This window comes from Cytobacillus sp. NJ13 (genome assembly GCA_030348385.1).
In the GTDB taxonomy this organism is placed as follows: Bacteria; Bacillota; Bacilli; order Bacillales; family Cytobacillaceae; genus Cytobacillus.
This window is the reverse complement of record JAUCFP010000006.1, coordinates 97127-122765: the sequence shown is the minus strand read 5'-3', so window position 1 is coordinate 122765 and position 25639 is coordinate 97127. Positions and strand designations below refer to the sequence as shown.

25 protein-coding genes are annotated in these 25639 nt (G+C 42.3%); 5 read left to right on the top strand and 20 right to left on the bottom strand.

Annotated elements, in window-relative coordinates; translation table 11 throughout:
• Positions 1 to 235 precede the first annotated feature (235 nt).
• Complete coding sequence (locus tag QUF73_00640; protein MDM5224713.1) at positions 236 to 865, top strand: flavodoxin family protein; 630 nt, start codon at positions 236 to 238, stop codon at positions 863 to 865.
• A 57-nt stretch (positions 866 to 922) separates the two neighbouring features.
• On the opposite strand, the gene QUF73_00635 is transcribed toward QUF73_00640, so the two are convergent.
• The 7 genes from QUF73_00635 to QUF73_00605 form a co-directional block, all read right to left on the bottom strand.
• The gene (locus QUF73_00635; GenBank protein MDM5224712.1) at positions 923 to 1954 is read right to left on the bottom strand and encodes an STAS domain-containing protein; all 1032 of its coding nucleotides are present in this window, start codon (positions 1952 to 1954) and stop codon (positions 923 to 925) included.
• Positions 1955 to 2219: 265 nt separating this feature from the next.
• Positions 2220 to 3641, bottom strand: a complete 1422-nt coding sequence (locus QUF73_00630) for a HAMP domain-containing sensor histidine kinase (GenBank protein ID MDM5224711.1) — start codon at positions 3639 to 3641, stop codon at positions 2220 to 2222.
• Positions 3625 to 4311: a response regulator transcription factor gene (locus tag QUF73_00625; protein ID MDM5224710.1), complete on the bottom strand. Its 687-nt coding sequence runs from the start codon at positions 4309 to 4311 to the stop codon at positions 3625 to 3627. The genes QUF73_00630 and QUF73_00625 overlap by 17 nt, the downstream gene beginning before the upstream one ends.
• 70 nt (positions 4312 to 4381) lie before the next feature.
• Complete coding sequence (locus QUF73_00620; GenBank protein MDM5224709.1) at positions 4382 to 4588, bottom strand: hypothetical protein; 207 nt, start codon at positions 4586 to 4588, stop codon at positions 4382 to 4384.
• 139 nt (positions 4589 to 4727) lie between these two features.
• The gene (locus QUF73_00615) at positions 4728 to 6098 is read right to left on the bottom strand and encodes an MATE family efflux transporter (GenBank protein MDM5224708.1); all 1371 of its coding nucleotides are present in this window, start codon (positions 6096 to 6098) and stop codon (positions 4728 to 4730) included.
• Positions 6099 to 6216: 118 nt separating this feature from the next.
• The gene (locus QUF73_00610) at positions 6217 to 6543 is read right to left on the bottom strand and encodes a metalloregulator ArsR/SmtB family transcription factor (protein ID MDM5224707.1); all 327 of its coding nucleotides are present in this window, start codon (positions 6541 to 6543) and stop codon (positions 6217 to 6219) included.
• Positions 6543 to 6959, bottom strand: coding sequence for an SRPBCC domain-containing protein (locus tag QUF73_00605; GenBank protein MDM5224706.1), 417 nt, complete (start codon positions 6957 to 6959; stop codon positions 6543 to 6545). Before QUF73_00605 ends, QUF73_00610 begins: the two co-directional genes overlap by 1 nt.
• Positions 6960 to 7131: 172 nt before the next feature.
• Between QUF73_00605 and QUF73_00600 the strand changes: the two genes are divergently transcribed.
• Positions 7132 to 7932 (top strand): DUF169 domain-containing protein, encoded by an 801-nt coding sequence (locus QUF73_00600; protein MDM5224705.1) that lies wholly within the window; start codon positions 7132 to 7134, stop codon positions 7930 to 7932.
• A 99-nt stretch (positions 7933 to 8031) separates the two neighbouring features.
• Positions 8032 to 8634: a class I SAM-dependent methyltransferase gene (locus tag QUF73_00595; GenBank protein ID MDM5224704.1), complete on the top strand. Its 603-nt coding sequence runs from the start codon at positions 8032 to 8034 to the stop codon at positions 8632 to 8634.
• 387 nt (positions 8635 to 9021) lie between these two features.
• Here QUF73_00595 and QUF73_00590 read toward each other — a convergent pair whose 3' ends face one another.
• From QUF73_00590 to QUF73_00560, 7 genes are all read right to left on the bottom strand, one after another.
• Entirely contained in the window at positions 9022 to 10194 is a 1173-nt protein-coding gene (locus QUF73_00590; GenBank protein ID MDM5224703.1) for a phenylacetate--CoA ligase family protein, read from the bottom strand.
• Entirely contained in the window at positions 10194 to 10982 is a 789-nt protein-coding gene (locus tag QUF73_00585; protein MDM5224702.1) for an ABC transporter ATP-binding protein, read from the bottom strand. Before QUF73_00585 ends, QUF73_00590 begins: the two co-directional genes overlap by 1 nt.
• 259 nt (positions 10983 to 11241) lie before the next feature.
• Positions 11242 to 12420 carry an ABC transporter substrate-binding protein gene (locus tag QUF73_00580; GenBank protein ID MDM5224701.1) on the bottom strand — a complete coding sequence of 393 codons (1179 nt, stop codon included), beginning with the start codon at positions 12418 to 12420 and terminating at the stop codon, positions 11242 to 11244.
• 83 nt (positions 12421 to 12503) lie between these two features.
• On the bottom strand, positions 12504 to 13565 hold the full coding sequence (locus QUF73_00575; protein ID MDM5224700.1) for a branched-chain amino acid ABC transporter permease: 1062 nt from the start codon (positions 13563 to 13565) through the stop codon (positions 12504 to 12506).
• Between the two features lie 3 nt (positions 13566 to 13568).
• Positions 13569 to 14453: a branched-chain amino acid ABC transporter permease gene (locus tag QUF73_00570; GenBank protein ID MDM5224699.1), complete on the bottom strand. Its 885-nt coding sequence runs from the start codon at positions 14451 to 14453 to the stop codon at positions 13569 to 13571.
• Positions 14453 to 16360 (bottom strand): AMP-binding protein, encoded by a 1908-nt coding sequence (locus QUF73_00565; protein MDM5224698.1) that lies wholly within the window; start codon positions 16358 to 16360, stop codon positions 14453 to 14455. The genes QUF73_00570 and QUF73_00565 overlap by 1 nt, the downstream gene beginning before the upstream one ends.
• Before the next feature lie 54 nt (positions 16361 to 16414).
• Positions 16415 to 17185 carry an ABC transporter ATP-binding protein gene (locus QUF73_00560; protein MDM5224697.1) on the bottom strand — a complete coding sequence of 257 codons (771 nt, stop codon included), beginning with the start codon at positions 17183 to 17185 and terminating at the stop codon, positions 16415 to 16417.
• 522 nt (positions 17186 to 17707) lie between these two features.
• Between QUF73_00560 and QUF73_00555 the strand changes: the two genes are divergently transcribed.
• Both QUF73_00555 and QUF73_00550 read left to right on the top strand, forming a co-directional pair.
• Positions 17708 to 18172, top strand: a complete 465-nt coding sequence (locus QUF73_00555; GenBank protein MDM5224696.1) for a hypothetical protein — start codon at positions 17708 to 17710, stop codon at positions 18170 to 18172.
• A 172-nt stretch (positions 18173 to 18344) separates the two neighbouring features.
• The gene (locus QUF73_00550) at positions 18345 to 18719 is read left to right on the top strand and encodes a nucleotide excision repair endonuclease (GenBank protein MDM5224695.1); all 375 of its coding nucleotides are present in this window, start codon (positions 18345 to 18347) and stop codon (positions 18717 to 18719) included.
• A 27-nt stretch (positions 18720 to 18746) separates the two neighbouring features.
• Here QUF73_00550 and pssA read toward each other — a convergent pair whose 3' ends face one another.
• From pssA to QUF73_00520, 6 genes are all read right to left on the bottom strand, one after another.
• Positions 18747 to 19442, bottom strand: coding sequence for a CDP-diacylglycerol--serine O-phosphatidyltransferase (gene pssA / locus QUF73_00545; protein ID MDM5224694.1), 696 nt, complete (start codon positions 19440 to 19442; stop codon positions 18747 to 18749).
• A 191-nt stretch (positions 19443 to 19633) separates the two neighbouring features.
• Positions 19634 to 20761: a CaiB/BaiF CoA-transferase family protein gene (locus QUF73_00540; GenBank protein ID MDM5224693.1), complete on the bottom strand. Its 1128-nt coding sequence runs from the start codon at positions 20759 to 20761 to the stop codon at positions 19634 to 19636.
• A gap of 20 nt (positions 20762 to 20781) precedes the next feature.
• On the bottom strand, positions 20782 to 22350 hold the full coding sequence (locus QUF73_00535; GenBank protein ID MDM5224692.1) for a fatty acid--CoA ligase: 1569 nt from the start codon (positions 22348 to 22350) through the stop codon (positions 20782 to 20784).
• Positions 22351 to 22370: 20 nt separating this feature from the next.
• The gene (locus QUF73_00530; protein ID MDM5224691.1) at positions 22371 to 23522 is read right to left on the bottom strand and encodes a thiolase family protein; all 1152 of its coding nucleotides are present in this window, start codon (positions 23520 to 23522) and stop codon (positions 22371 to 22373) included.
• Positions 23523 to 23534: 12 nt separating this feature from the next.
• The gene (locus QUF73_00525; protein ID MDM5224690.1) at positions 23535 to 24680 is read right to left on the bottom strand and encodes an acyl-CoA dehydrogenase family protein; all 1146 of its coding nucleotides are present in this window, start codon (positions 24678 to 24680) and stop codon (positions 23535 to 23537) included.
• A 170-nt stretch (positions 24681 to 24850) separates the two neighbouring features.
• Positions 24851 to 25618: a 3-hydroxyacyl-CoA dehydrogenase gene (locus tag QUF73_00520; GenBank protein MDM5224689.1), complete on the bottom strand. Its 768-nt coding sequence runs from the start codon at positions 25616 to 25618 to the stop codon at positions 24851 to 24853.
• Positions 25619 to 25639 lie beyond the last annotated feature (21 nt).

Below are 25639 nucleotides of genomic sequence, written 5' to 3'. Positions count from 1 at the left end.
TCAAAAACGAAATGTCCTGACCCTGCAATCACCTTTTCTTTTAATGAAGGATGAAGTCTTCCTTTCTTTCCTAAAATGATCCATAGCAGTCATCTCCTAGTTTCTCATCAGCCCTTAAACTCATTCCAATTTATGTAATTCGTTAAAATCATCACATTTCCTTTATTTTATTGTTTTTGAACGAAAGTAAAGGGAATTAAGAGTAGTGGACAATAGAAAGGGAGTTGAATAAATTATGACAATTAAGACTTTGGTTTTAAACTGTACACTTAAAAAGAGCAGTGAACCTTCCAATACAGGTGCACTTATAGATGAGGTTATTAAATTTTTTGATGAAACAGAAGTGGAAACAGAGGTCATTACAGCTGCAGACTTTCAGATTGGATATGGCATTACTTCTGAAGCTGTGGATCAGGAGGATGAATGGCCGGATATTTTTAAGAAGGTTGAAGAAGCAGATATCCTTATCATTGGTTCTCCCATCTGGCTTGGCGAGCAAAGCAGCATCACCACTAAAGTAATTGAAAGATTATATGGAGGCAGCAGTCTAACCAATGAAAAAGGCCAGTATATTTATTACAACAAGGTTGGCGGGGTTGTCGTGACTGGCAATGAAGATGGCGCCAAGCATGTGTCCCGTTCAGTGTTATATTCTCTTTCCCATATGGGATTCACCATCCCGCCAAATGTTGACACCTATTGGGTGGGAGAAGCAGGACCTGGGCCATCTTTCATAGAAGCGAAGGGCTATGAAAATGACTTCACAAGACAGCATGCCAAAATAATGGCCTATAATTTAATACATTTTGCTAGAATGTTAAAAGCTCATCCGATACCAGCAGATGGAAATATCGTCAAAGGATAGTTGCATTAATAAGCAGTAAAAAACCAGCATTGGCCCTAAATGCTGGTTTTTTACTCTTTATTTTTTAGGAGAAATCTCCAATCCCAATTGATTTAGTGCGTGGGTGATTCCCTGCTGCAGAATAGAAAAACATGGAATTTGTGTTTCTTTATTTCCGCTCTCTATTATTTGGAGGCTAAGATCAGGTGAAATCCCGACAAATATGCAGTTGCTGCCCAGTAGTGAAGCGGCTCTGACGAATTTCTTCAGGAAATCGAGAGTATATTGATCGACACCCTTTAATGCAGTTAAGTCCAGTATTAAATACTCAGCTTTATATCGGGGAAGATTCAGTAATGTTCTGTTTAGCAATTCCTCTGCCCGCAGCTCTTCATATCTACCCACTAAAGGGATGACCAAAATGGAGTCGATTACAGGTATAATAGGAGAAGAAATCTCTTTAATGATTTCTGACAATACTCTGGTCTGCTCAGCAATTTCCTTTTCCAGCTCTTTCTGGGCGCTTTGAGTCTGCTCTCTTATCCTTGCGCTAATATTCTGGGAAGGTGTAATTTCGGATTCAAAAAATTCGAATTCGGAATACTGATCTCCCTGGACCTGGCTTTGCCTCACTTTATACCATATATTTGTTTCAAACAGTCCGCTTAACACACCTGCCCAATGTCCAGGCAAAAAAGTGCCTTCTGTTTCTTTCTTTTGAGCAACATTAATCTTATATTCCCAGCCATTTTTAACACGTACAATCGCTTTCATTTCTTCAAGACAGAAGGAAACAATATCTGTTTTCCCCCAGCCGGCAGTTAAATAAATATTGGGGAGATGATTTATAATCTCTTCTTTTTCTTTATTTGATTCCAAATAAAATTTGCTGACAATTTTCCCTGTACGGTACCCTGCTGTTTCTAGCACAAGCTCGGCCGACTTTTCACCTGAGATTTCTTCAATGGAGTCCAGCAGTGTCTTGAAAGCTGTGTTAACCCAAAATACCACCACTTCGTCATTCTCAAATCTAAACGTTGCATCATCCAAATCCCAATCGAATAAAGATCCATTTACATTTATTTCATACTTGGAAGAGTTAGTCTCCATCGAATGCCCCCTCTTTTTATACATACACTGCTGTCTAGTCATCTATTTAAAGAACATTATTATTCTACCCTCAAGATTATTTCGAAGTCAAAAATGTATATGCTTCAGTTAAACCCTTATTTAATATGCAAAAATCCATGTAAAATAGCTCCTGAAATTTGCCGTCTGCGAGCCCAAAATCCATTCAGCTTTCCGCATCTTATCGTGCAGAGTTTTTTATTCACCTCCAAAAAAGGATAGGCAAGCAAGTCTTCCCCGCTTATACCTACCCTTCTTCTTCCCACTTAATCGTAAATGTACTGCCTTTTGCAGAACTTTCTTTTAAAAATAAATTTGCGTTCAGAGCATCAGCCAGCAGTTTGCTGAAAGGAAGCCCCAAGCCGAGCCCTCTTACTTTCAGCTTCTTCTGTTCACCCCTGTAAAAACGCTCAAAAATATAAGGCTGCTCCTCTTCGGCTATTCCTGATCCATTATCATGAACTTCAATAAATCTCTCACTCAATATAACAGTAATGCTGCCATCTTCATCAATGGCATGATAAGCATTATTCAACAAATTAATCATAATCTGCTGCAGACGGTACGGGTCTGTTGATCTGCAGATGGTTTCAGCGGGCACTTCAACTCTATAGTGAAAGTTGCCTTTCTGTGCTAGTGCCCATTGCCTTACAATATCTTTCACGAGCTTATTCATATCACAGTATTCGGGCCTGATTGAAAAAGCACCGGACGAAAGTGAATTGAAATCGAGTAAATCCTCAATCATTTTCTGCAATCGGCTGACTTCTTTTAAAGAAATATCAAGAAATTCCTCTTTTTCTTCACCGCTTACAACATCATCACGCACTGCCTGAATTAGACCGCTTATAGATGTGACAGGTGTTTTCAAATCATGTGTGACCCCAGCCAGCAATTCTGCCCTAAGTTTTTCAAGGTGCATAAGCCTCTCTGTCATTTCTTTAAACGATATGATTAAATTATGAATCTCTTCCTCATTGGCACTGGCTTTCAGATCGATTTTATAGTCACCTTCGCTGACTTTCGAGGCAGCTTGAGCTACTTCCTGAATGGGCCTCGAAATCTTCCTGGAAAGAAAATAAATGACACTCCATCCAAGAAGCCCCAATCCTGTGAGCATGATAAATAACAGGGAATATTCCTGATTTACGTTCGTCAAATCATCTGCGCTTTGAACCACTACGACCCATCCAACCTGGTTATTATCGAATGTTATATCCGACTTGACCGCATACACGGCCTGCCCGTCCTGTATATCCAGTTTTTGGACGTCCTTTTGGTTCTCAAGCAAATCTGCAGGCAGAGTTCCGAGATTGGGACCAGCCTGGTTATTTCTCTGCATACGTCCAGAGCTTTTATATAATATTTGGCCATTTAAATCGCTTATAAAAACCTGGGGATCAAACTTAAATTCCAGCAGCTTCGCTCTTTCCTCCAGCATTCTGTTAAAAAATGGATCAAATTCGATGCCGCCGTCCTGCTGCACGACACGATCTGCTGTTTCAACAGCAACGTACTGCAGCAAATTCAGCCGGTTTTCAAGCGTTGTCTGCCTGATCCACCACATAGATCCTGCTGCCAGTATGATAAGTCCGATGACAAGCGTAAAAAGATAGCGGGTTGTCCAATAGCGGAGAAGTGTTGTTCTTTTGTTATTTTTCATAAACATGGAATTGGTACCCCATTCCTCTGAGCGTCCTTATTTCACCTTCTGTTTCCGGCCAGTCCGTTAATGCCTGCCGTATCCTCTTTACGGCCAAATCGACAGCACGGTCGCTTCCGTCATAATCCATTCCCCAGACATGTTCAATCAGCTGATCCCTGGTGAAAGTTCTGTTAGGCCTTTCTGCCAAAAACAGCAGCAAAGATAAATCCCGCGGAGTCAAACTTACTTCCTTGCCATTCAGGAAAATGGTATACGCATCAAAATTTATCGTTAAGCTTCCATATTGCTTTATATGTTCATCCATGTACACATTTGCTGATCGCCGCAATACGGCATTCACACGTGCAATAACCTCATCCCCGATAAAAGGCTTTGAAATATAATCATCTGCACCTGTATTCAAGCCCTTCAACTTGTAATCAATATCCCCCAGCGCTGTAAGCATGATGACAGGACATGCGCTTTTTTCACGAATTTTTTCGAGCACACTCCAGCCATCCATGCCAGGCATCATGATATCCAGGATCACAAGCTGAGGTGAGTGATTGAAAAATTGCTCAAGGGCATTGCTGCCGTCATATGCTGTTAGAACTTCAAACCCTTCTCGATGCAAATAGGCGCTTAAAACTTTGGAAATAGCCAATTCATCTTCTGCCACAAGGATCTTTTTCATATTACCTTCCTCCAATAAGTTAACTATACAGAAAAATCCCCGAATTTGTACACGAGGATTTTTAAAACTATTACAAAGAACCTGAATCTGTACTTGTATCAGTTTGATCTTCTTTAGATACCCGCTGCTTCATGCTGCCATCTTTGCCATGCCCATGACTGCCTCTCATTTCCTTTTTTTCTGCAGAAGCTTCTGTATCTGCTGCAAAAGATGTTGTTGCATACCCCCCTGCCAGTAATAAACCTGCAAGGCTAAAACCAATGATTGTTTTTTTCATTACTATGCCTCCTGATCATTTTCAAGGCCAAGCATTCTTAACCTCGACTTTACTATATCGGTGCAATATGTCAGGAAGAAGTCAAAAAAACTCAACAATAAAAAAACCGTCAATGCCGCAATAATCGGCAGGACGGTTTTTAGCCAGCTTCCCGTATTTCTTCATTGATAAATTTCTTCTTCTGGATAAAGATGAGCCTCATTGAAAGACAAACACCTGCAGCAAGAAGCCCGAATGTAAGGCCAAGCCAATAACCAGTTGCCCCGAGGCTGGTATGATGTGCAAGAACGTAGCCAGCAGGCAGACAGATCAGCCAATAGGCAATCAATGTAATAACAAAAGAAATATTCACATCTTTATATCCTCTTAATGCAGCTTGTGCAGTAGCTTGGATGGCATCAGAAATCTGGAAAAACAGAGCGTAAATTAGAAAATGGGCAGTTAAGGCAATAACAGCACTATCAGTAGAATAAAAACCTGCAACTTCATAGCGGAAAAATACGACCAGCAGCCCAGTAAACAAGGCAATCAATACAGCTAAATAGATGCCAAGCCAGCTGTAGGACTTTGCATCCTTATACCTGCCTGCACCTACTTCAAATCCGACTAACACTGTCTGCGCCATGGAAATGCTGATTGGGATCATATACAGGAAGGAAACAATGTTTAATGCAGACTGATAAGCGGCAATAGTTGTCACATTAAACTTGCTGATTAAGATGGTCACCACGGCAAACATACTCGTTTCAAAAAAGATTGACAATCCCATGGGTACTCCAATCTTTAAGATTTCTTTGCAATTATCCCATGAAAAATCATTAAGACCCCTGAATATCGCATAGCTTGAAAAAGGCTCTTTTGTTTTTATAATAAAAGCAGTCATGACAAGGATGAACCAGTAAGTAAAAGAAGTTGCATAACCTCCTCCTGCTCCTCCTAATTCAGGAAATCCCCAATAGCCAAATATCAGGACATAGTTCAGGAAGAAATTGATTGGAAGCGAACAAAACAAAATCACCATCACAACTCTCGTTTTGCCGAGTGCATAGATGAAAGATCTTAAAACATTAAATATGAATAAAGGAATGATTCCAAAGCTGAGTCCCACAAGATAGCCCCTAGCCGTTGCTTCCACTGCATTAGGCAGATTCATGCTATCAAGCAGCGGGTCAAGCAAAAATGAACCCAATAGGATGACTGCAAAGGCAATAACAAAGCCCAAAAATATTCCATTTTTTACAATAGAAGTAACTTCATTGTTCTTTTTCTCTCCAAACGCTTGAGCCGCAATCGGAGATACAGCCATTAATATCCCGCTTAGCCCGGTAAAAACAGGATTCCAAATGGAGGAGCCTATCGCTACGCCAGCAAGGTCGGAGGCATTATATCTGCCCGACATGATCGTATTAAAAAAGACCATTGCAAACATGCCAAGCTGCGTAATTAGAATAGGAATTAACATGATCATAATTTGCCTGATCTTCTCCTGAAAAGTAAACGTCTGATACATCCTAAGGTCTCCTTCACAAAATATTAAACACAAATATCATTATATTATATCTTTAAGAAGAAAGACCTTACTTTTATACAAAAGAAAAAAGAGCTGCAGAAGCTCTTTTTCCAGGGCATCACTCATTTTCTTCTTCAACTATATATTTAAGTTTTTGCAGCTTATTATTCCAGAATTGTTCATAATAGGACAGCCATTGCTTCAATTCTGTAAGCGGCTCAGGCTGGAGATGGTAGATTCTTTCTCTGCCTGACTTTTTCCCTTTTACTAACTCAGCTTCAGAAAGAATATGAAGATGTTTTGATATGGCGGTCCGGCTTATGGGAAAATGAGCACTTATCTCTGAGATCGGGCGTTCTTTTTCAGCCAGCAGTCTCAATACTTCTCTCCTCGTTGGATCGGCGATTGCCTGAAACACATCATGTTTCCTGGCAGATGCACCCATTATTCCTCAACAACCTTGCCGAGCTTCGCAAGAATTCCAGTCCATCCCTGAGACATTCTTTCACGGATAACCGCACTCTCAGCTTGAGCTTTCGCAACCAGTTCATCTGACTGTTTCCAGCCGCCATGTATCAGAGTAAATTCAGTTTTGCCGCCCAAATCTTTCAAAAGGAAAGATACAAACCATCCGTCTGTATCCCATTTAAAAGAAAGCCGATTAGGTTCATCCAGTTCTGTGACCTTACACGGGGACGGACCAAATGGGGACTGAATATGAAATTCATAGCCCAGCTCAGCCTTAAAATCATTTGGCATAAACCAGGCTTCGATCCCTTCCGATGTAGAGACTGTCTTCCAGACTTTTTCAATTGGCGCATTAAGTATGACTGTTTGTTTAATATCCTGAAGTGTTTCCATTTTCATGCTCTCCTTTAATTATAAAATACAACCTTTTGGTTTCATTTAAATCATATACAACCTTTTGGTTTTATGTCAACTGGAATATTATGATGTTTCCTAAAATAAAGCCTAAATATGCAGGTTAATCCATATAATTTACAGAATTATTCTTATATCTAAAGGAGGGATCATGATGCAGGAAACGATTTATGCCAAAAAACTTTCTGATCTGGAAACTGCGATTCATACATATGTGCGACCCGACACCTTTCCGCTGGCTATAAGAGTTTTGAAAAAAGAGGAGACACTGCCTGACAGGGTAAAGCGTCCGGCAAGAGACTTTGGCAAAACATTCAGCATCTGTCAGGGTGTGACAATGTCAAGAAGATATGGCTGGTCCATTGCCATGGGCAAAGAAGACTTATCATGCCCAATTGCCAAAATCGCTTTTGGATTTGAAGAGGAACTGGACTATTACTCAAAAGGAAGCTTAACAGATGGCATGTATACAAAAACCTGTGACCTTGGTGCCTTAACCGAAGCGGCAGTTCCTAAATTTTCAAAAGAGGAAGCAGGAACTATTTTAATGGCTCCTCTGGGGAGAGCAGCATTTGAACCGGAAGTAATCACTGTTTATGGGAATTCAGCCCAAGTCATGAGAATGGTTGCCGGTGCCCTCTATCACACGGGCGGAGAAATTACATCCACTTTTACTGCAAGAGCTGACTGTGCCGATATCGTTATCAGGACCATAAAAACCGGTAAGCCGCAAGTGATCCTGCCATGCTATGGAGATCGGGTTTTCGGGCAGACACATGATCACGAAATGGCCTTCACTATTCCTTTTTCCATGGCAGATGAATTTGCTGAGGGATTAAAGCAAACCCACAAAGGCGGTGTACGCTACCCTGTCCCAACCTACCTTCAGTATGAGGCAAAGTACCCGGACACATATGAGAAGCTGAACGAGATGTTCGAAAGCCTCCCTTGATTTATTGATGCTGGTGCCCCTAAGAGTGGTACCGGCTTGTTTCATTTTGGGAAAAGAGTAAAATAGAAAAAGACAACTATTAAGAAAAGAGTGAAATTTTTGAGCAGCTTATTCCCATCCCTATATGATTTGGCCATGAAGCCACTTGAAAAAAGAAAATTCAGGAAAATCAGAAGTAAAATTCTTTACATGGCAGACGGCCGGGTACTCGAAGTTGGTGCCGGCACAGGCATTAACTTCCCATTATACAAAAATGCGGATCGGGTCGATGCCATTGAACCAAATCAGGCAATGATTGAAAAATCTATTCCACGCAAGAATGCAGCTGCGGTACCTATCCATATCCACCGGCAGTATGCTGAAGATCTTGAATTTGCGGACAAAACATTTGATTCAGCAGTTGCCACTCTTGTTTTCTGCACGATACCAAACCCTGACAAAGCACTCGCGGAGATCAAACGAGTCTGTAAGCCAAAGGCAAAAATACTATTCTTTGAACACGTAAAGATGGAGCAGCCCGCCCTGGCATTTGCCCAGGAAGCCTTAAACCCTCTATGGAAACGAATTTGTGATGGCTGCCACCTAAACCGTGATACACTTCTGACTATTCAGGAATCCGGCATGAAGGTTACAAATGTGACTTCCTATTATAAAGGATTGTTTCTGGTAGTGGAGTGTGAGAATAGTGATGATAGCGTTTAATTTTCCATTAGCGGCACCATTTGTGATTATTTTTGGGTTTGATACTCTATTTTTTTGTTGGCAGCTGATTAGCTACCGTTTTTTTTCCCTCATAACTTTTTCGGCGTTAATCCGGCTGATTAACTACTTTTTTCATCTTCCCCTCCGCAATTTCGGAGTTAATCCGGCTGATTAACTACCTTTTTCCTTTCCCCAACCATATTCTCGTCGTTAATCCAATTGATTAACTACCATTTTCCTCTTCTCAACCACATTTTCGTCGTTAATGGAAAGATTAACTCCCATTCTCTTATTCGTGATTCACTTTCGTCTTTATTCACGGTTCAAAACTAGAAATTTATTTCAGTTCTCCAAAAAAAGAAGGCCGATTCAATCAGCCTCCTTTGATTACACCTTTTTTAATTCGTAATTCCGGTTATCCACCAGCTTCTTATCATCCTTTTTAATTGTGCCTGCCGCTGTTAACTCAAGGATTGGCTTGACCCTGATCACATCCCGAATTTTTGATGAAAGCTCAGATTCTAACTCTTCCTCGGACTCTATGAAAATTGTAAGCTGATCCTGCCCGTTCTCACTTGTGACAACAGCCTGGAAAACCGAATACCCTGCTTCATTCAAGAATTGTGCAAGCTGTTTTTCTCTTACAAACATTCCTTTTACCTTTACACCATCACTAACACGCCCCAGCACTCCTGCAATCCTTTTTCCCTCGTACCCTTTCACCCAGCGGGAGAGGTCGCCTGTGCCAAAGCGGATGAGCGGGTAGCTTTTATCAAATAGGCTGACAACCACTTCTCCTTCTCCATCTGAAACCTCCCATCCAGTCTGCGGGTCACAGATTTGTACGAGGGCAGAATCAGTTATTCTCAACCCAGGACCCTGCTTGTCTTCAAATGCAATACATCCGCAATCCGCAGTCCCATAGCCTTCATATACGGAAATCCCATTGTCTTCACACCTTTTCCGCATTTGTTCAGTCAACATTTCAGCAGTAAAGAAAGCTTTGTTCACAACTACATCTTTTCCTATCTTCCATCCCTTTTCTTCAAGGGCACCAAGCAAAAGGTTAAAGAAGCTGGGAGTTCCCACATAGCCGGTTACCCGGACATCCTTCATAATCTGAATCTGCAGTTCCCGATTCCCGGTTCCGGCCGGAATTACAGTTGCGCCTAATTCACGAAGTGCCGAGTCAAACATAAAGCCTGCCGGTGAAAGATGATAGGAAAATGTATTCTGTACAATATCATCACTGTTAAAACCAGCTGCCCGGAGAGCTTCTGAAAAACGCCAAAAATCCTTCTCAGTGGTTTGCGGATCATAAATTGGACCTGGTGACATAAAGATTCGTGCCATCTCATTTGGCTTTACAGCTGCAAGACTTCCGAAGGGCTGGTCTGCAGATTGCAAATCCGGCAATAGATCTTTTTTTAGCACGGGAATTTTTTTTAAATCTTTTAGGGATAGAATGTCACTTGGAGAAATGCGTGCATCATCAAGCTGCCTTTTAAAACCTTTGGCATTGTCATATGCATGCTGGATCACTTCTTTCAGCTTTTCCACTACAGCCACCTCTTTCTTCTTTTATAAGATTTAATATCTTTATAACTTTTCCGTCCCTTATCTCCCATTCCAAGGTAAAATTCACGCACATCCTGATTGGAAAGGAGCCGGTCCACCGTTCCATCCATCACAATCCGGCCGTTTTCCATGATGTAACCATAATCGGCAATCGATAAGGCAACATTGGCATTCTGCTCAACTACCAGAATCGTGGTCCCCTCTTCTTCATTGATTTTTTTAATGATTCCGAAGATCTCTTTTACTAATAGAGGGGCCAGTCCTAATGAAGGTTCATCGAGAAGCAGCACCTTTGGCTTTGCCATGATACCCCTGCCAATGGCCAGCATTTGCTGCTCTCCTCCAGACAGATAGCCAGCCTGCCGGTGCTTCAGCATTTCAAGCTTCGGAAAGTAATGATAAACTTTTTGAATATCACTTTTAATATTCTTCCGGTCTTTCCTGGTATGTGCACCTGCAATCAGGTTATCTTCCACAGAAAGGTGCTTGAACACGCGCCTTCCTTCCATGCACTGAAAAATGCCTTTCTTTACGATGGTTTCAGCATCGCTTACATCAATGCGCTCCCCATACAGCTCGATAAACCCGTCTGTCACTTCACCATTCTCACTTTTCAACAGTCCGGAAATAGCTTTAAGGGTGGTCGTTTTCCCGGCGCCATTACTGCCGAGCAGAGCAACTATTTTCCCTTTGGGCACCACCATCGACATCCCCTTTAATACAAGAATGACCTTATCGTACATCACTTCGACATTGTTAATTGTCAGCATGCATCTGTCCTCCCAGCTTTTTATAAACTCTTTCTCTATTTATTCGTTCCAAGGTCAAGTTCTGAATCATTTGTTGTTTGCTGGTTTTCCAGGTTTATTTGCTAAATCTGAGATTTGTTTGCTGATTCCGATCGTTTGTTTGCAAAATTTCATTTTTGTTTGCCAAATTACGATTTTATTTGCAAAGTTCACAATTTAGCAATGATCCAAGCCTTTAAAATTTAACAGGAGGCGGGTATCAAACCTCGCCCCCATCATTTTAGTAGCCGATATAATCAGTGAACACTTCAAACTGGCCGTTTTTCACTTCTGCCAATCGAATTTGGTTGGTACCAGCATGATTGTCAGGTGAAAAAGTAACTGGTGCGGCTAAACCGCCAAGATCTAGGTTTGAGATTTTCTCCAGGCCAGCACGGATCCCTTCACCTGAAGTCGGGTCTTCAGCAAGTTTTAGGCCTTCAACCATAATTTTGGCGGACACCCATCCCTGGATAAATTTCTGGTTCTTGTCTTCCAGCTTTTCACCCTTGCTTTCTACGAACTTCTTGATTTCTTCCATTCCAGGAAGATCTTCGTAAGGGAATGCATGTGTGACAACCCCGATAAATCCTTCAGCCGCATCGCCCGCAATTGGAAGCAACCCTTCACCGGCAGCCCAGTTTAAACCGATGAATTGTGTATCAAGTCCAAGCTTTTTAGCATCTTTTAGAATCGTTGCGGTTGCACCCCAAGTTTGGTTGATAATCGCATAATCGGGATTTTTCTTTTCCATGTTCAGTAATTGGGAGGTTGCATCAAGTGTTTTCAGATCAACAATTTGCTCATCAACAATTTCGATGCCATTTTCCTTTGCATAATTTTTGGCATCTTCAATAGGGGATTTTCCAAAAGCCGTGTCGTTGTAAATTAATGCTACAGTAGGTGTGCCGCCAGTGTGATTGTCTTTTATCCACTTCAGTACGGATCTAGCCTGGTCGGAGTATGAAGCCGCGGCCAGAAAGTTATATGGGCTTTCGTCAATATTTTTTAGATTCTCTGAGTATGAAGCAGAAATGAATGGAAGTTTGTCAGCTGCCACCTGCTGGCGAAGGGCTTCTGTGTCACCTGTGCCCCATCCTAAAATAGCCGATACTTTATCTTTTGATTTTAATTTCTGATAAAGTTTTTGAGCTTCAGGAATTTTATAAGCATAGTCATCACCGATTAATTCGAGCTTATAGCCGTTGATCTCCTCTCCTGCAATGGATTCAAAAAATGCTTTTTCACCTTCTGCATATGGTGTTCCAACATCACCGGTACCGCCAGTAAGGTCAAAGATACCGCCGATTTTGACAGTGCCTTTCTTGTCACCCGATGCTTCCTCGCTGCCTCCTGAACAGCCAGCCAGCATTCCAGCCATTAATGTTGCTGCCAATAAACCTTTCCATACCTTCTTCATAATGTTCCCCCTCATTTTTACCTCTTTTTTATAAAAATTTGAAAGTTTTACTTTCAAAATTTTCAGAAATTATTACCCGGGAATTAATAAGAAAACGGCCACAGTTTAAAGTAGTCTTTAATATTTTTCCATATTTTTGCGAGCCCCTGCGGTTCATAAATCAGGAATAAGATAATCACGAGGCCAAAAACTACCTCTTTCATTCCTATTAAGACTGCAGACAAGTCTGGAAAAACCCCGCTCATCATTTCTACGCCTGATCTTAGTACAACTGGCAGCAATGTAATAAAAACAGCTCCGTAAATCGACCCGAATACACTCCCTAATCCGCCGACCAGTATGATTGCTAAGTATTCGATGGACACTGTAATGCTGTAAAGCTCTGGACTTACAACCATGGTATAGTGGCCCAAGAGAGCTCCGGCGATGCCTACGAAGAAGGAACTAACAATAAATGCCAATACCTTATACTTAAACAAATCGATTCCCATCACTTCTGCTGCCACATCCCGGTCACGGACTGCTATGAATGCCCTGCCGACCCGAGACCGGAAGAGGTTCAGGGTAAAGAGGGCCGTAATAATAAGCACCGCAAACATCAGATAATAATAGCTCCGCTCACTGTAAAAGACAAAACTGCCAAGTTCAGGCCTTGATAGGACCATTCCGGCTGTTCCTCCAGTCAGCGCATCCCAGCGGGAAATAACAAACAAAATGATTACCTGTGCTGCAAGAGTCGCAATGGCTAAATATAATCCTTTTAGCCTTAAGGAAGGCAATCCGAATAGTCCTCCTACAATCGCCGTCACAATGCCTGCTGTCGGCATGGCAATCCAGAAGCTTAATCCCAGCTTTGCTGTCAGAATGGCCGACGTATATCCGCCTACCCCCAGAAAAGCGCCTACCCCTATGGAAATCTGGCCGGTAAAGCCCGTCAGGATGTTCAGTCCAATCGCACCAATCGCGGCAATTCCGCATAGCGTAGCCAGTCCAATGATATAATCGGATGCAAACATCGGGAATACTGCAAATATAGCCAGAAGAATGAATACCCGCATCCTTACTCTGGAGATTTTCCAGATAGCCATATCTTGTTTATAATTTACATGGAATTCTCCACAATCCATTACAAAAGGATTTCTCATCGGTTACACCCTCTCGATTTCTTTTTTTCCGAACAAACCATATGGCTTGAACATAAGGATAAATACGAGGATGACAAATGGCATAACCTCTTTCAGACCGCCACCAACCAATGGATCCAGATATCCGCCGGTCAAGCTCTCAAGAATGCCGATGATCAGTCCTCCGATGATGGCCCCGGGGATACTGTCAAGTCCTCCTAGGATGGCAACCGGAAGTACCTTTAAGCCGATCGCTGAAAGGGATGCATTAACACCATTTATGTTCCCGAGAAGGATGCCTCCAACCGCAGAAACAATGGCTGCAATCGCCCAGGCAACTGCGAAAATCATTTTAACGCTGATCCCCATCGACATCGCTGCCTGCTGATCATCTGCGGTTGCCCTCATCGCAATTCCCAGCTTCGAATATTTGAAAAAGAGGGTGAAAATGATAAGCATAGCCACAACGATTAAAAGTGACCATAAGTAGACGGGCGCAATGACAATTTCGCCAAGATTAACGGGCTGTTCTGAGAAGATTTTTGGAAACACACGTGTTTCATGTCCCCAAATAATATGGACAATCCCAGCAAGAACACTCGATAAACCGATCGTCGCCATTATCATCGATATGACCGGCTCTCCAATAAATGGCCGCAGAACAATTCGTTCAATGACAAAGCCCAAAACGGCACTGAACATCAGCGCAATGAAAAGGGCTGCTATAAACGGGATGTTGTAGGCTGTAATAAGCGTTAAACATACATACGTTCCAATTAAAAGGAACTCACCTTGTGCAAAGTTGATGGCGTCACTGGATTTATATATAAGCACAAAGCCCAGTGCCACAAGTGCATAAACACTTCCTACCACGATTCCTGTTACGAGCATCTGCAAGAAAAAAGTCATTAAGCTGCCCCCTCTCCTTCATCCATAAAAATGACTTGAAGCGTTGTTTGGATGGTTTGTTCTATGCCATCACGATACTTGATCGTGCCATTGACACGTATTTTTTTGTCCTCTGTATAAAGTCCATCAATCAAGGACTGATATTTTTTAGCAACAAATTGCCTGCGGACTTTCTTTGTTCTTGTAAGCTCTTCATCATCTGCATCCAATTCTTTATAAAGAAGAACGAATTTTTTCACACGGGCTTTTTCCGGCAGGGTATGATTGATTTCCTGCACCTGTTTTTCGATCAGTTCAAGCACTTCCGGTTTGGATGATAAATCGGTATACGTGGTATAGCTGATTTGATTTTTCTCTGCCCAGCGCCCTACATTCTTCATATCAATATTGATCATGGCAACCACATATGGGCGATCCTTCCCGATTGCTACCGCTTCCTGTATGAACGAACTGAATTTCAGCTTATTTTCGATAAATTGCGGGGAGAACATCTCACCTGTATCAAGGCGGATGACATCTTTAATTCGGTCAATGATATACAAATGCCCTTCCTCATCCAGCCTCCCTGCATCCCCTGTATGCAGCCAGCCTTCCTGAATGGTTTCGATTGTGCTTTTCTCGTTTTTGTAGTACCCTTTGCACACACTCGAGCTTTTGATCAGAATTTCCCCTTCATCAGAAATTTTCACTTCTGTTCCCGGAATAGGAATTCCAACACTATCAAGCTTAATGTCGCCATCCCTGTGCACAATGGATATGCCGGCAACTTCAGTCTGCCCGTAAATGCTTTTTACATTGACTCCTATACTGTGAAAGAATTCAAATACATCGGGTCCCAAAGGGGCGCCGCCTGTATAAGCACGCTTGATCTTCAAAAGTCCAAAGTGATCGCGGATCGCACTGAACATCAGATAATCAGCAACTTTATAAAGAGCCTTCGTACCGGTGCTGACAGGTTTGTTTTCAAAATGGGCTTTAGCAACCTTTTCGCCTATCGGCTTGCACCAGTAATAAATCTTTCTTTTCAGCCAGCCGCTGTCCTGAATTCTGACCTGAAAGCGCGATACCATATCTTCATAAATCCTTGGCGGCGAAAACATAACCTGTGGTCCAATTTCCCTCAGGTCTTCCAATACGGTTGCCGGCTCTTCAGGAAAATTAATCGTCATCCCATTGTATAACCCCATAGCAAAGGTCATCATCTGCTCCCCGATCCAGGCAAGCGGAAGGAATGAAACATATTCATCCTTATCTGTCAGCGGGTCAATGTCTGACAGATTTTTAGCCATATCCAGAAGATTCCGGTAAGTAAGCATCGTTCCTTTCGGATTGCCTGTAGTTCCTGAAGTATATGATAAAATCGCCACGTCATCTGCAGAACCTTTATCAACTTCCTGCTCAAATAAATCAGGCTGCTCTGAGTGATAACTTTGTCCCATTTGCAAAACCTCTTCAAATTCAAACAGGAAATCCTCCCGGTAACTTCTCATGCCCCGTGAATCATAATAGATAATCGTTCTGACTTTAGGAATGGAGTCTTTAATTTCCAGCAGTTTATCCACTTGCTCCTGATCTTCCGCTACTATTATGGTTGCGTCACAATTATCAATAATGTAACTAATTTCAGCAGGTAAGGATTCCTGATAGATTCCGACTGAAATGCCGCCCAAGCTTTGCACAGCGAGCTCACTGATTACCCATTCAGGTCTGTTATCGCCGATAATGGCTAGCTTATCCTCTCTTTTTAGACCTAAAGATGCCAATCCCAAGCTGAAATTCTTAACTTTCTCCAAGAACGCTTCATACGTGATTTCATTCCAAATTCCAAATTCCTTTTCTCGTAAAGCAACTTGCGGCCCATTTATGTAAGCCCTTTCAATCAGCAGCTGCGGAAATGTCATGGTCATAGAATCGCTCCCCCCTCCTTTAAATATAAAACTAACTTTTAGCCGAATTATCTTTTATACGGCATTCTCCTCTCCCAGATAAGCTTCTATGACTCTAGGATTATTCTGAATCTCTTCTGGCGTCCCGTAGCCAATCAGTTTACCGAAATCAAGAACTGCAATGTGATCGGATAAATCCATTACAACCCCCATGTCGTGTTCAATTAAGATAATGGTTGTATTCATTTCTTCATGAATGTCGATAATGTATCTGGCCATGTCCTCTTTTTCCTCACTATTCATTCCTGCCATCGGCTCATCCAGAAGAAGGATTTCTGGTTCCAGTGCCAGAGCCCTGCCGGTTTCGACCCTTTTCTGCAATCCATACGAAAGGGTTCCCACGGGAGTATTGCGGATATCCTCAATTTCAAGAAAATCGATTACCTGCTCAACTTTTTTCCGATGTTCAATTTCCTCTCTTTGCGCCTTTCCCCAATAAAATCCTCCTGCAAGAAGCCCGGTTTTCATTCTGACATGCCTGCCAAGCATCAGATTGTCCAAAACAGATAAATGCGGAAAAAGTTCGATGTTCTGGAATGCCCGGGCAATACCCATACTGGCTCTTTTGTGAGGTTTGTAGCGGGTAATATCTCCCCCCTTGAAGTGGATGGAACCAGATGATGGCTTGTATAGTCCGCTTATGCAATTCAGCATACTTGTCTTCCCTGCGCCATTTGGCCCAATAAGCGAAAAAATCTCTCCTTCCTGCACTTCATACGAGACATGGTCGAGAGCTACTACGCCTCCAAACCTTAAAGTAGCATCTTTTATCTCTAAAATCCCCAATCTTCCAACCCCCTTTGTTTTGATTAGCAAAATATTTTTATAACATTATGAATAGTTTAAATATTCTTTACATGTTTATTTTCTCCTTTTAATATTTAAAATATTTTTCAGTCCTCAGCTATTTTTCATTTTTATGTGATTGGGAATATTGATAGAACAAATTCCTTATGTGTAAGTATTTTTCACTATGAGCTAAGTGAAAAATATTTTGCAAATCTTTATGCAAATAGAAAGAAAAAAAGCTGAACACAAATGTGCCGAGTTTAGTTTAGTCCCGTTCCAGCTTCACCCTGCAAGAAGACTGCTGAAGCCCCGCTTTTGGATTACTAGTTAAATCCACACCTAAATCCCTTTCCAGCTCGCTTTTTCCTTAAATGTATCTGCTGCCACTTTTTTGTATTTGGAATGCCATATGGCAGGTTTGTAATCTAATCCATTAATATCTTTTTGAATGGTGATTAAAAAAATGCGACTTACATAACAATGCTAGTAAAACAAAATTTAATAAAAGGAGAATCTGACTTGATCTGTTTGTGTGAAGAGCTTTCCTTATCCCGATGCGGCCTGGACGGAAAAATTGCCATTTTAGAAGATAAACATACAGTTTTAAAAAACTTTGGTCTAAACGATGGAAACTGGCTGAGCTTTTGGAATATTGACTCCAGACTCCTGACTATGCTTTATCAATCCCTGGATGCGAAATACGACTGGTTTATTGTCGTCTATGACTATGAAAAGTTCTGTTCAGACATAGAAATAAAAGAAGCCATAATCTGGCATGAAATTGGACATATTACCTATCCGGCTGGAAAGAATATAATCTGTACAGATACTGAAGTTCAATGTGATCGGATAGCTATTGATTACGGCCAGGAGGAAGGAATCAAAAAAATTTTGGATCTCACCCTTAAAATGGCACACTCGCTCAACAATGAAATGCTGCTGAATATGACAAAAGAAAGACAAAAACAATTACACTTTATATAAGGAGCAGATGCAAGCATTTCAAAATATATCAGTGCTAAATGTTCCGAAGAGCGGCGGGCAACCCGCAATTCACTGTGTGTCTGTGGCCAGGCAAGAATCCAATGATACTTTTAATGTGGATTACATATGAAATTTATGGTACTCTTTAATCTTAGAATAGGAAGTGATGATATTGATAAAAATTGAAATCCCTCAGCCCGATCTCGTCATTACAAGAAGCAGGCAAACGGGACAGGCAGGAGAAAGTGACCTTAGCAGCGTCTATGGTTTCACAGATTATCATAAGATACCAAGAGACAAGGGCGGCATGATTCTGTTTTTCGATGCGAATGAAGATCTGCTCTTTGCAGGGAAGGCACGAAAATTAAGGCAGCGCGTGAAAAAGCATTTTGAAGATAATGTTTCCCCAATCAAAAATCATCGAGATGATGTCTATAAAATTGCGGTCATTTACGTTGAAAACAGCATGGAGCGCGAAATTTATGAGACTTATATCATTAATACCCTTCATGCAAAATATAATATAGACAAAGTATTTTACAAATAAAAAAAGGCCATCCCGGCCTTTTTTTTATTAATCGATTTCTTTTTTGTTTTTACCTTTAATGAATCGGTATGTCAAATACGCTATGTAAAGCGGAATCGCAATATATATTAAATCGGGAAATGGTCCATAGGAGCCCTTATAAATAACGTACAGGACACTTCCAAGAAAAATGGTAACAATCGTCCCGTATTTTGGAAGAGGAACTTCCTTAAAGCTGGGAATCCGAATTCTGCTTACCATTAGAAAGCATAGTGCAGTGAACACAACAGTTGTGATGATATTGGGAATACGGTCACCAAAAAGGGTCAGTATGGCCATGATCCCTCCTGCTGCTGTTATCGGAACTCCTATAAAATAATTTAATGAGGACTTTGGTGGACTGATATTAAATCGGGCAAGCCGATATGCCCCGAATAGAGGAAAAAGACCTGAAACGATTAAACCAAGGATTCCAAATTGAAAAAAGTATGTATAAAAGACCAAAAATGAAGGGGCAACCCCAAATGTAACAATATCTGCCAGAGAATCAAGTTCTTTTCCAAGCGTACTATCCGCTTTCAGCATTCTTGCCAGCCTGCCGTCCATGCTATCAAGCATCATGCCGATTAATATCAATATTGCTGCATTTTTAAATTCGCCATTGGCAGCCATCCCGATTGAAAGAAAACCGCAAAATAAATTACCCAAAGTGACCATATTGGGGATTGTTTTAATAAAACGCACTAGTGACCATCACACTCCAAAAATAGAAAGAAGTTTATTTTATTATATATTCCCTTTCATTATACCATTTAATCTTCTGCAAAACCTCCACTTTCAAAAGAAGACAGCCAAGTCTCCCAGTCTAAAGAAGAGCCTTAATCAACACATGGATTAAGGCATTACAAGCGAATTCTTCAATTATATCTCAACCATTAAAATATTTTCTCTGTTGCCAAAGTCTTAATTTTCTCCTCTGGCAATCCTGCAATATTTCTTAAAACTTCCTCATTATGTTCTCCCAGTTTTGGAGGGCCAGCCACTGCTGAGTCAATTCCTCCATGCATTTTAACCAAAGGGTAATTCCCGTCTCGTTCATAAATCCTCTTAAAAAGTGGAAAATCTTTTAATTCACCCGTCTCCAATACCGGAGTCAGGCAGCAATCAACTCTTTGCCCGAATTCAGTCCACTCTTTCAATGTCCTGCTTTTAAATAATTCGGTCATCTCCAAATATACAGGATTATTGCCAGAGGCACGGGAGAAATGGGAATCAATCCAATCCTCCCTGCCGGCACTCTTGCAGAAGTTTATCCAGAACTTCGGCTCTAATGCAGCAAGAGCAGCAAACCGCGTATCCTTTGTTTCATAAATGGAGTAGGCGACGATTTCCCCGCTTAGTACCGAAAGCCCATTTGGATAACCCGTTTCATTTTCGATCAGCAAATGGTTTCCCATGATGGAAGCCATCACTTCAGCAATGGAAATGCAGTGATGCCCGCCTTTGCCGGAAATCCTGCTGGAAAGCAGGGCTGCCAGTATCCTTTCACTTGCGGCCATTCCTCCCATAAAATCCGCTATAGTATTAGACGGGTGTACAGGGCTTCCGCTGCGGTCCTTTAGCTGAGAAAGGGCGCCGCTTACTGCCATGTAGTTTAAATCATGGCTGCCTAAATATTGATAGTCTTTATTCTCCCCGTAGCCTGTCAGGGAGCAATAAACAATAGTGGGCTTGTGTCTTTTTACAGACTCATAATCAAGTCCCAGTTTTTTCATAACACCTGGCCGAAAGCTTTCCAGCACGGCATGACTTTCAGAAATCAGCTTAAGGGCCGCACTTCTTCCTTCCTCACTCTTCAGATTGAGTGTAATGCTTTTTTTACCGCGGTTGTTGGCGGCAAACACTGCTCCTGTACCCTCTATTTTAATATCCAGCTGCCTTGCGGGGTCACCAGTAAATGGTTCAACCTTAATTACTTCAGCTCCAAGATCCGCAAGCCTCTGGGAAGCAAACGGACCAGGAAGATAATTGGAAAAATCAATAACTCTTATGCCTTTTAACATCATGCATCCCTTTCTTCCGGCTAAATTTTTCCGTCAGCGAACAGATCCTCCAGCTGCTTGCGGAGCATAAATTTTTGAATCTTGCCGCTCGCATTCCTTGGCAGAGCTTCACAGAATACGTATTTTCTTGGCCGCTTATAATTGGCGAGTTCATCACTATTCCTGCACAGTTCATCCAGCTCATTTTCAGATAGTGCCGGATCTTTTTTAACTACAAATGCTGTGACCGTCTCACCCCAGCGGTCATCAGGCTGGCCGATCACTGCCACATCCAGTACGCCATTATGCGTATATAAAATATCTTCCACTTCCCGGGGGTAAATGTTTTCTCCGCCGCTAATGATCATATCATCGACTCTGTCTTTGACGTACAAGTAGCCTTCGTCATCCAGATATCCTATGTCACCAGAGTGGTACCAGCCCCCATGCATGGCAAGATTGTTTGCCTCATCCCGATTAAAATAACCGCTCATCATGCATGGACCTTTTACGATGATTTCACCCGTTTCCCCTGCCGGCACCACATCCTCAGGATCTGATGGACCATTTTCATTCGGCCTTACAATCCTTATCTCATGGTTTAAACAAGCCTGTCCTGCAGACCCTGCTTTCCGGATTTGATCATTTTCAGATAAAAACGTAATCGCAGGCCCCATCTCGGTCATTCCATATGCCTGTACGAGGGAAATGCCTAATTTCTCCCGGCATGCATAAACAAGTGCAGGAGCCATTGGAGCTGCGCCATATAGTCCCAGCTTCAGGCTTTCCAGATTATAATGGCTTAAGTTTTCCTGCAGCAGCATATTCCACATGGCAGGAGCTGCAAAAAACTTTGTAATCTTCTCATCTGAGATTAACTGTAATACTTCTTTTGCATCAAAGTGATGGAGGATGGTATTTTTAGCCCCCACATGCACCCTCGGCAAAAAGGCACAGTGAAGCTCTGCACAGTGGAACATTGGAGCAGTCACGAGACCATTGTCACTGCTTTCAAGCTTAGTGGCCCCTATTACGATTAAACTTTGTTCAGCCACATCCCGATGCCTATGGACAACTCCTTTTGGCCTTCCCGTGGTACCGCTTGTGTACATAATAGCGTACAAGTCATTTTCGTCAATTTCTATTTCGATTTCATCGTGCGATGCTGCATCCACTTTTTCCCGATAGGATGAGGCATATCCGGGTGCATTGTCATCAATGTACCAGAAGGCTGTATGCGCAAAACGTTTAGCAATTGGGGTAATGCCTGATTCCAGCATTTGTTCAAATAACACTACTTTTGGCTCTGCATCCTGAAGGATATAAGCAACTTCTTCTGACATCAGTCTAAAGTTGATCGGATTAAAAATGGCACCGATTTTTGCACATGCAAAGAATGCCGTTGCAAGCTCCTCGGTGTTAAAAAGGCAGGTAGAAACCCTGTCACCCTTCCTGACTCCCGCATTCATTAAGGCATTCGCCAATTTATTGATCTCAAGACGCCATTCCTTATAGGTAAGACGCAGATTTTTTCTGACATCATACAGGGCTTCTTTATTCGGAAACTTTCCGGCAGTCAGATCAAAAACTCTTCCAATAGTAGTAGTCATTTTCATTCCTCCCCCATTTTTCAATCTAATCGTTCAATAATAGTCGCATTTGCCATACCAAGGCCTTCACACATTGACTGCAGTCCATAGCGCCCCCCTGTTCTTTCAAGTTCATGCATCATAGTGACCATCAGCCGTGCACCGCTGCCTCCCAGAGGATGGCCGAGTGCAATGGCTCCTCCGTTTGGATTAAGCTTTGCGGGATCGGCTCCTGTTTCTTTCAGCCAGGCAAGCGGAACAGGGGCGAACGCTTCGTTCACTTCAAACACATCAATGTCCTCAATAGCCATTCCAGCTTTCTTTAACACTTTCTCAGTTGCAGGTATAGGTCCTGTCAGCATTAAAGTAGGATCAGAGCCGACTGCTGTACGGGAAAGAATCCTGAACCTCGCCTTCATTCCAAGCTCTTCCGCCTTATCGCGGGACATAATTAATAGTGCTGCGGCTCCATCACTGATTTGACTTGAATTTCCTGCATGAATCACTCCATTCTCTTTAAAGACTGTTCTTAAGCTGCCAAGTGCTTCCAGTGACGTTTCCTTTCTGGGGCCAGAGTCCTCCGATACCGTCATGAGCTGCCCATCAGACAATGTCACATTTAATGGTGCAATCTCTCTCTTAAAACGGCCTTCAGCCTGGGCTTTTAAAGCCTTTTGGTGGCTCTCAAATGAATAGCGATCCAGTACTTCTCTTGTAAAACCATATTTTTCAGCAATGCGTTCAGCCGATAAGCCCTGGTGGATGATTTCATGTCTTTCAGTCAATTTTTCACTGAATCCGACACCCTGATAACTGGAGCCGATAGGGACACGGGACATGCTTTCAACACCGCCTGCGATAACAATATCCATATCTCCCGCTAATATCGCCTGAGCTGCAAAATGGACAGCCTGCTGGCTGGAGCCGCATTGGCGGTCAATAGTGGTCCCTGGCACTTCAATCGGAAAACCTGCGATCAATGCTGCGACCCTTGCAATATCCCCTGTTTGTTCGCCTATTTGCGAGACACATCCAAGAATGACATCATCAATGATTTGCGGATCTATACCTGCACGTCCGACAAGTGCCTTTAGTGCTTCAGCAGCCAGATCATCCGCCCTGATATCTTTTAAAAAGCCGTTTTTTCTTCCTACTGGTGTTCTGACACCTTCGACGATGACAGCCTCACGCATGCTTTCTCCTCCTTATAAACCCATGTTCTTCGCAATAATGGTTTTCATGATTTCATTTGTACCTGCATATATGCTGGCAACTGGTATATCCCTGTATCTCCTTGCAATCTCGTATTCTTCCATATAGCCATAGCCGCCATGAAGCTGCATGCATTCTGCAGCAATATTCCGGGCATTTTCTGTAAGCTTCCATTTCGCCATGGAGACCTTTGTAACTACATCTTTTCCTGCCATATGCTCTGTAATCAATTGATCAAGAAACGTCCTTCCCATTTCTATATCTGTTGCCATTTCGGCAATCTTAAATTGAGTGTTTTGAAACTGGCTGACCGGTTTTCCGAACGCCTCGCGATTCCTAACATATTCCACTGTTAAATTAAGCATTACCTCTGCAGCCACCTGGGCAGCGATTGCTACGACAAGTCTTTCCTGCTGCAGCTTTTCCATCAAATATAGAAAACCTTTCCCTTCTTCTCCAATCAGATTTTCTTTCGGAATCTTGCAATCTTCAAAAATTAACTCTGCCGTATCCTGACAGTGAAGACCGACCTTGTTTAATTTTCTTCCTCTTGTGAACCCCTTTGTTCCCCTCTCGATCGCAAGCAAGCTTACCCCTTTATGCCGGGGAACTGCATTGGGATTGGTTTTACAGGCTATGATAACTAAATCGGAATGAATTCCATTGGTTATAAAGGTCTTTTCTCCATTCACTATGTAATGGTCCCCTTCAAGCCTTGCTGTCGTTCGGATGCCGGCTAAATCAGATCCGGCGCCAGGTTCAGTCATTGCGATAGCAGTAATGATTTCACCTGCAGCACACTTTGGCAGCCACCTTTCCTTTTGCTCATCTGTTCCATAAGCAGTAATGTACGGAACAACGATATCATTGTGGAGCCCAATTCCCACCATCCCTGAGCCAACCCGTTCAAGCTCTTCATTGATGACTGCTGAGAAACCCCAATCAACATTGCTTCCTCCATATTTTTCTTCAATATCCGGGCATAAAAAACCCTGCTCCCCCATCTTGTTCCAAAAATTCCGGGGAATGATCCTGTCCTCTTCCCATTTCTCATAATTCGGATAGGCTTCCTTCTCTAAAAACTTACGCAGAGATTGCCGAAAAATTTCATGCTCTTCCTGTATGTATGAAGCAGCCATATTATGATCCTCCGAATCTAATATTTTTTTGACATAACACAAAGTACTATTCCTCACCATTGAAAAGGCTTACAATTATATTGTACAATAATTATCTATATTTTTAGAACATTTAAAATATATTTTTTTTAAAAAAACCTATCCTTTGTAAAAAGGGCAGGTTCTCTCATTTACTTTGGCTGCATGCGGATACCGCCATCCAGACGGATAGTTTCGCCATTCAGCATTGGATTCACTAAAATACTCTCAGCAAGCCTGGCATACTCCTCAGGATATCCAAGCCTTGAAGGAAAAGGCACCATTTTCCCTAATGAATCCCTTGCCTCCTCAGGAAGCGATTCAAACATTGGTGTATTAAACAATCCAGGGGCAATCGTCATAACACGAATCCCATAACCCGCCAGCTCTCTGGCAATTGGCAAGGTCATGCCAACCACACCGCCTTTTGATGCACTATATGCAGCCTGGCCAATTTGTCCTTCAAAGGCTGCTACGGAAGCCGTGTTAATAATGACGCCTCTTTCACCTTGATCATTCGGATCATTCTTTGCCATTTGTTCAGCAGCCAGACGAATGACATTAAAAGTCCCGACCAGATTAATCGTAATGACCTTTTGGAACATGTCCAGTGCATGGACTCCCTTTCGGCCAATCAGCTTGGCGGCAATTCCTATGCCGGCACAGTTAACTGCAGTATTAAAGCTGCCAAATTGTTCAGAAGCGAATGCCACTGCTCTCTGCATGTCTTCTTCTTTTGTTACATCCGTTTTCAAAAAAAGAACATTTCCCCCCAGTTCCTTGATAAGGTGGCTTGCCCGATCTTCAGCCAAATCTGCAATAAGAACTTTTCCGCCGCATCCGGCTATTTTTCTCACAGTCGCCTCGCCAAGCCCTGAGGCGCCGCCAGTGATAATGGCCCTGCAATCTTTCACTTCCATAGTGATCCTCCTTTTATTAAT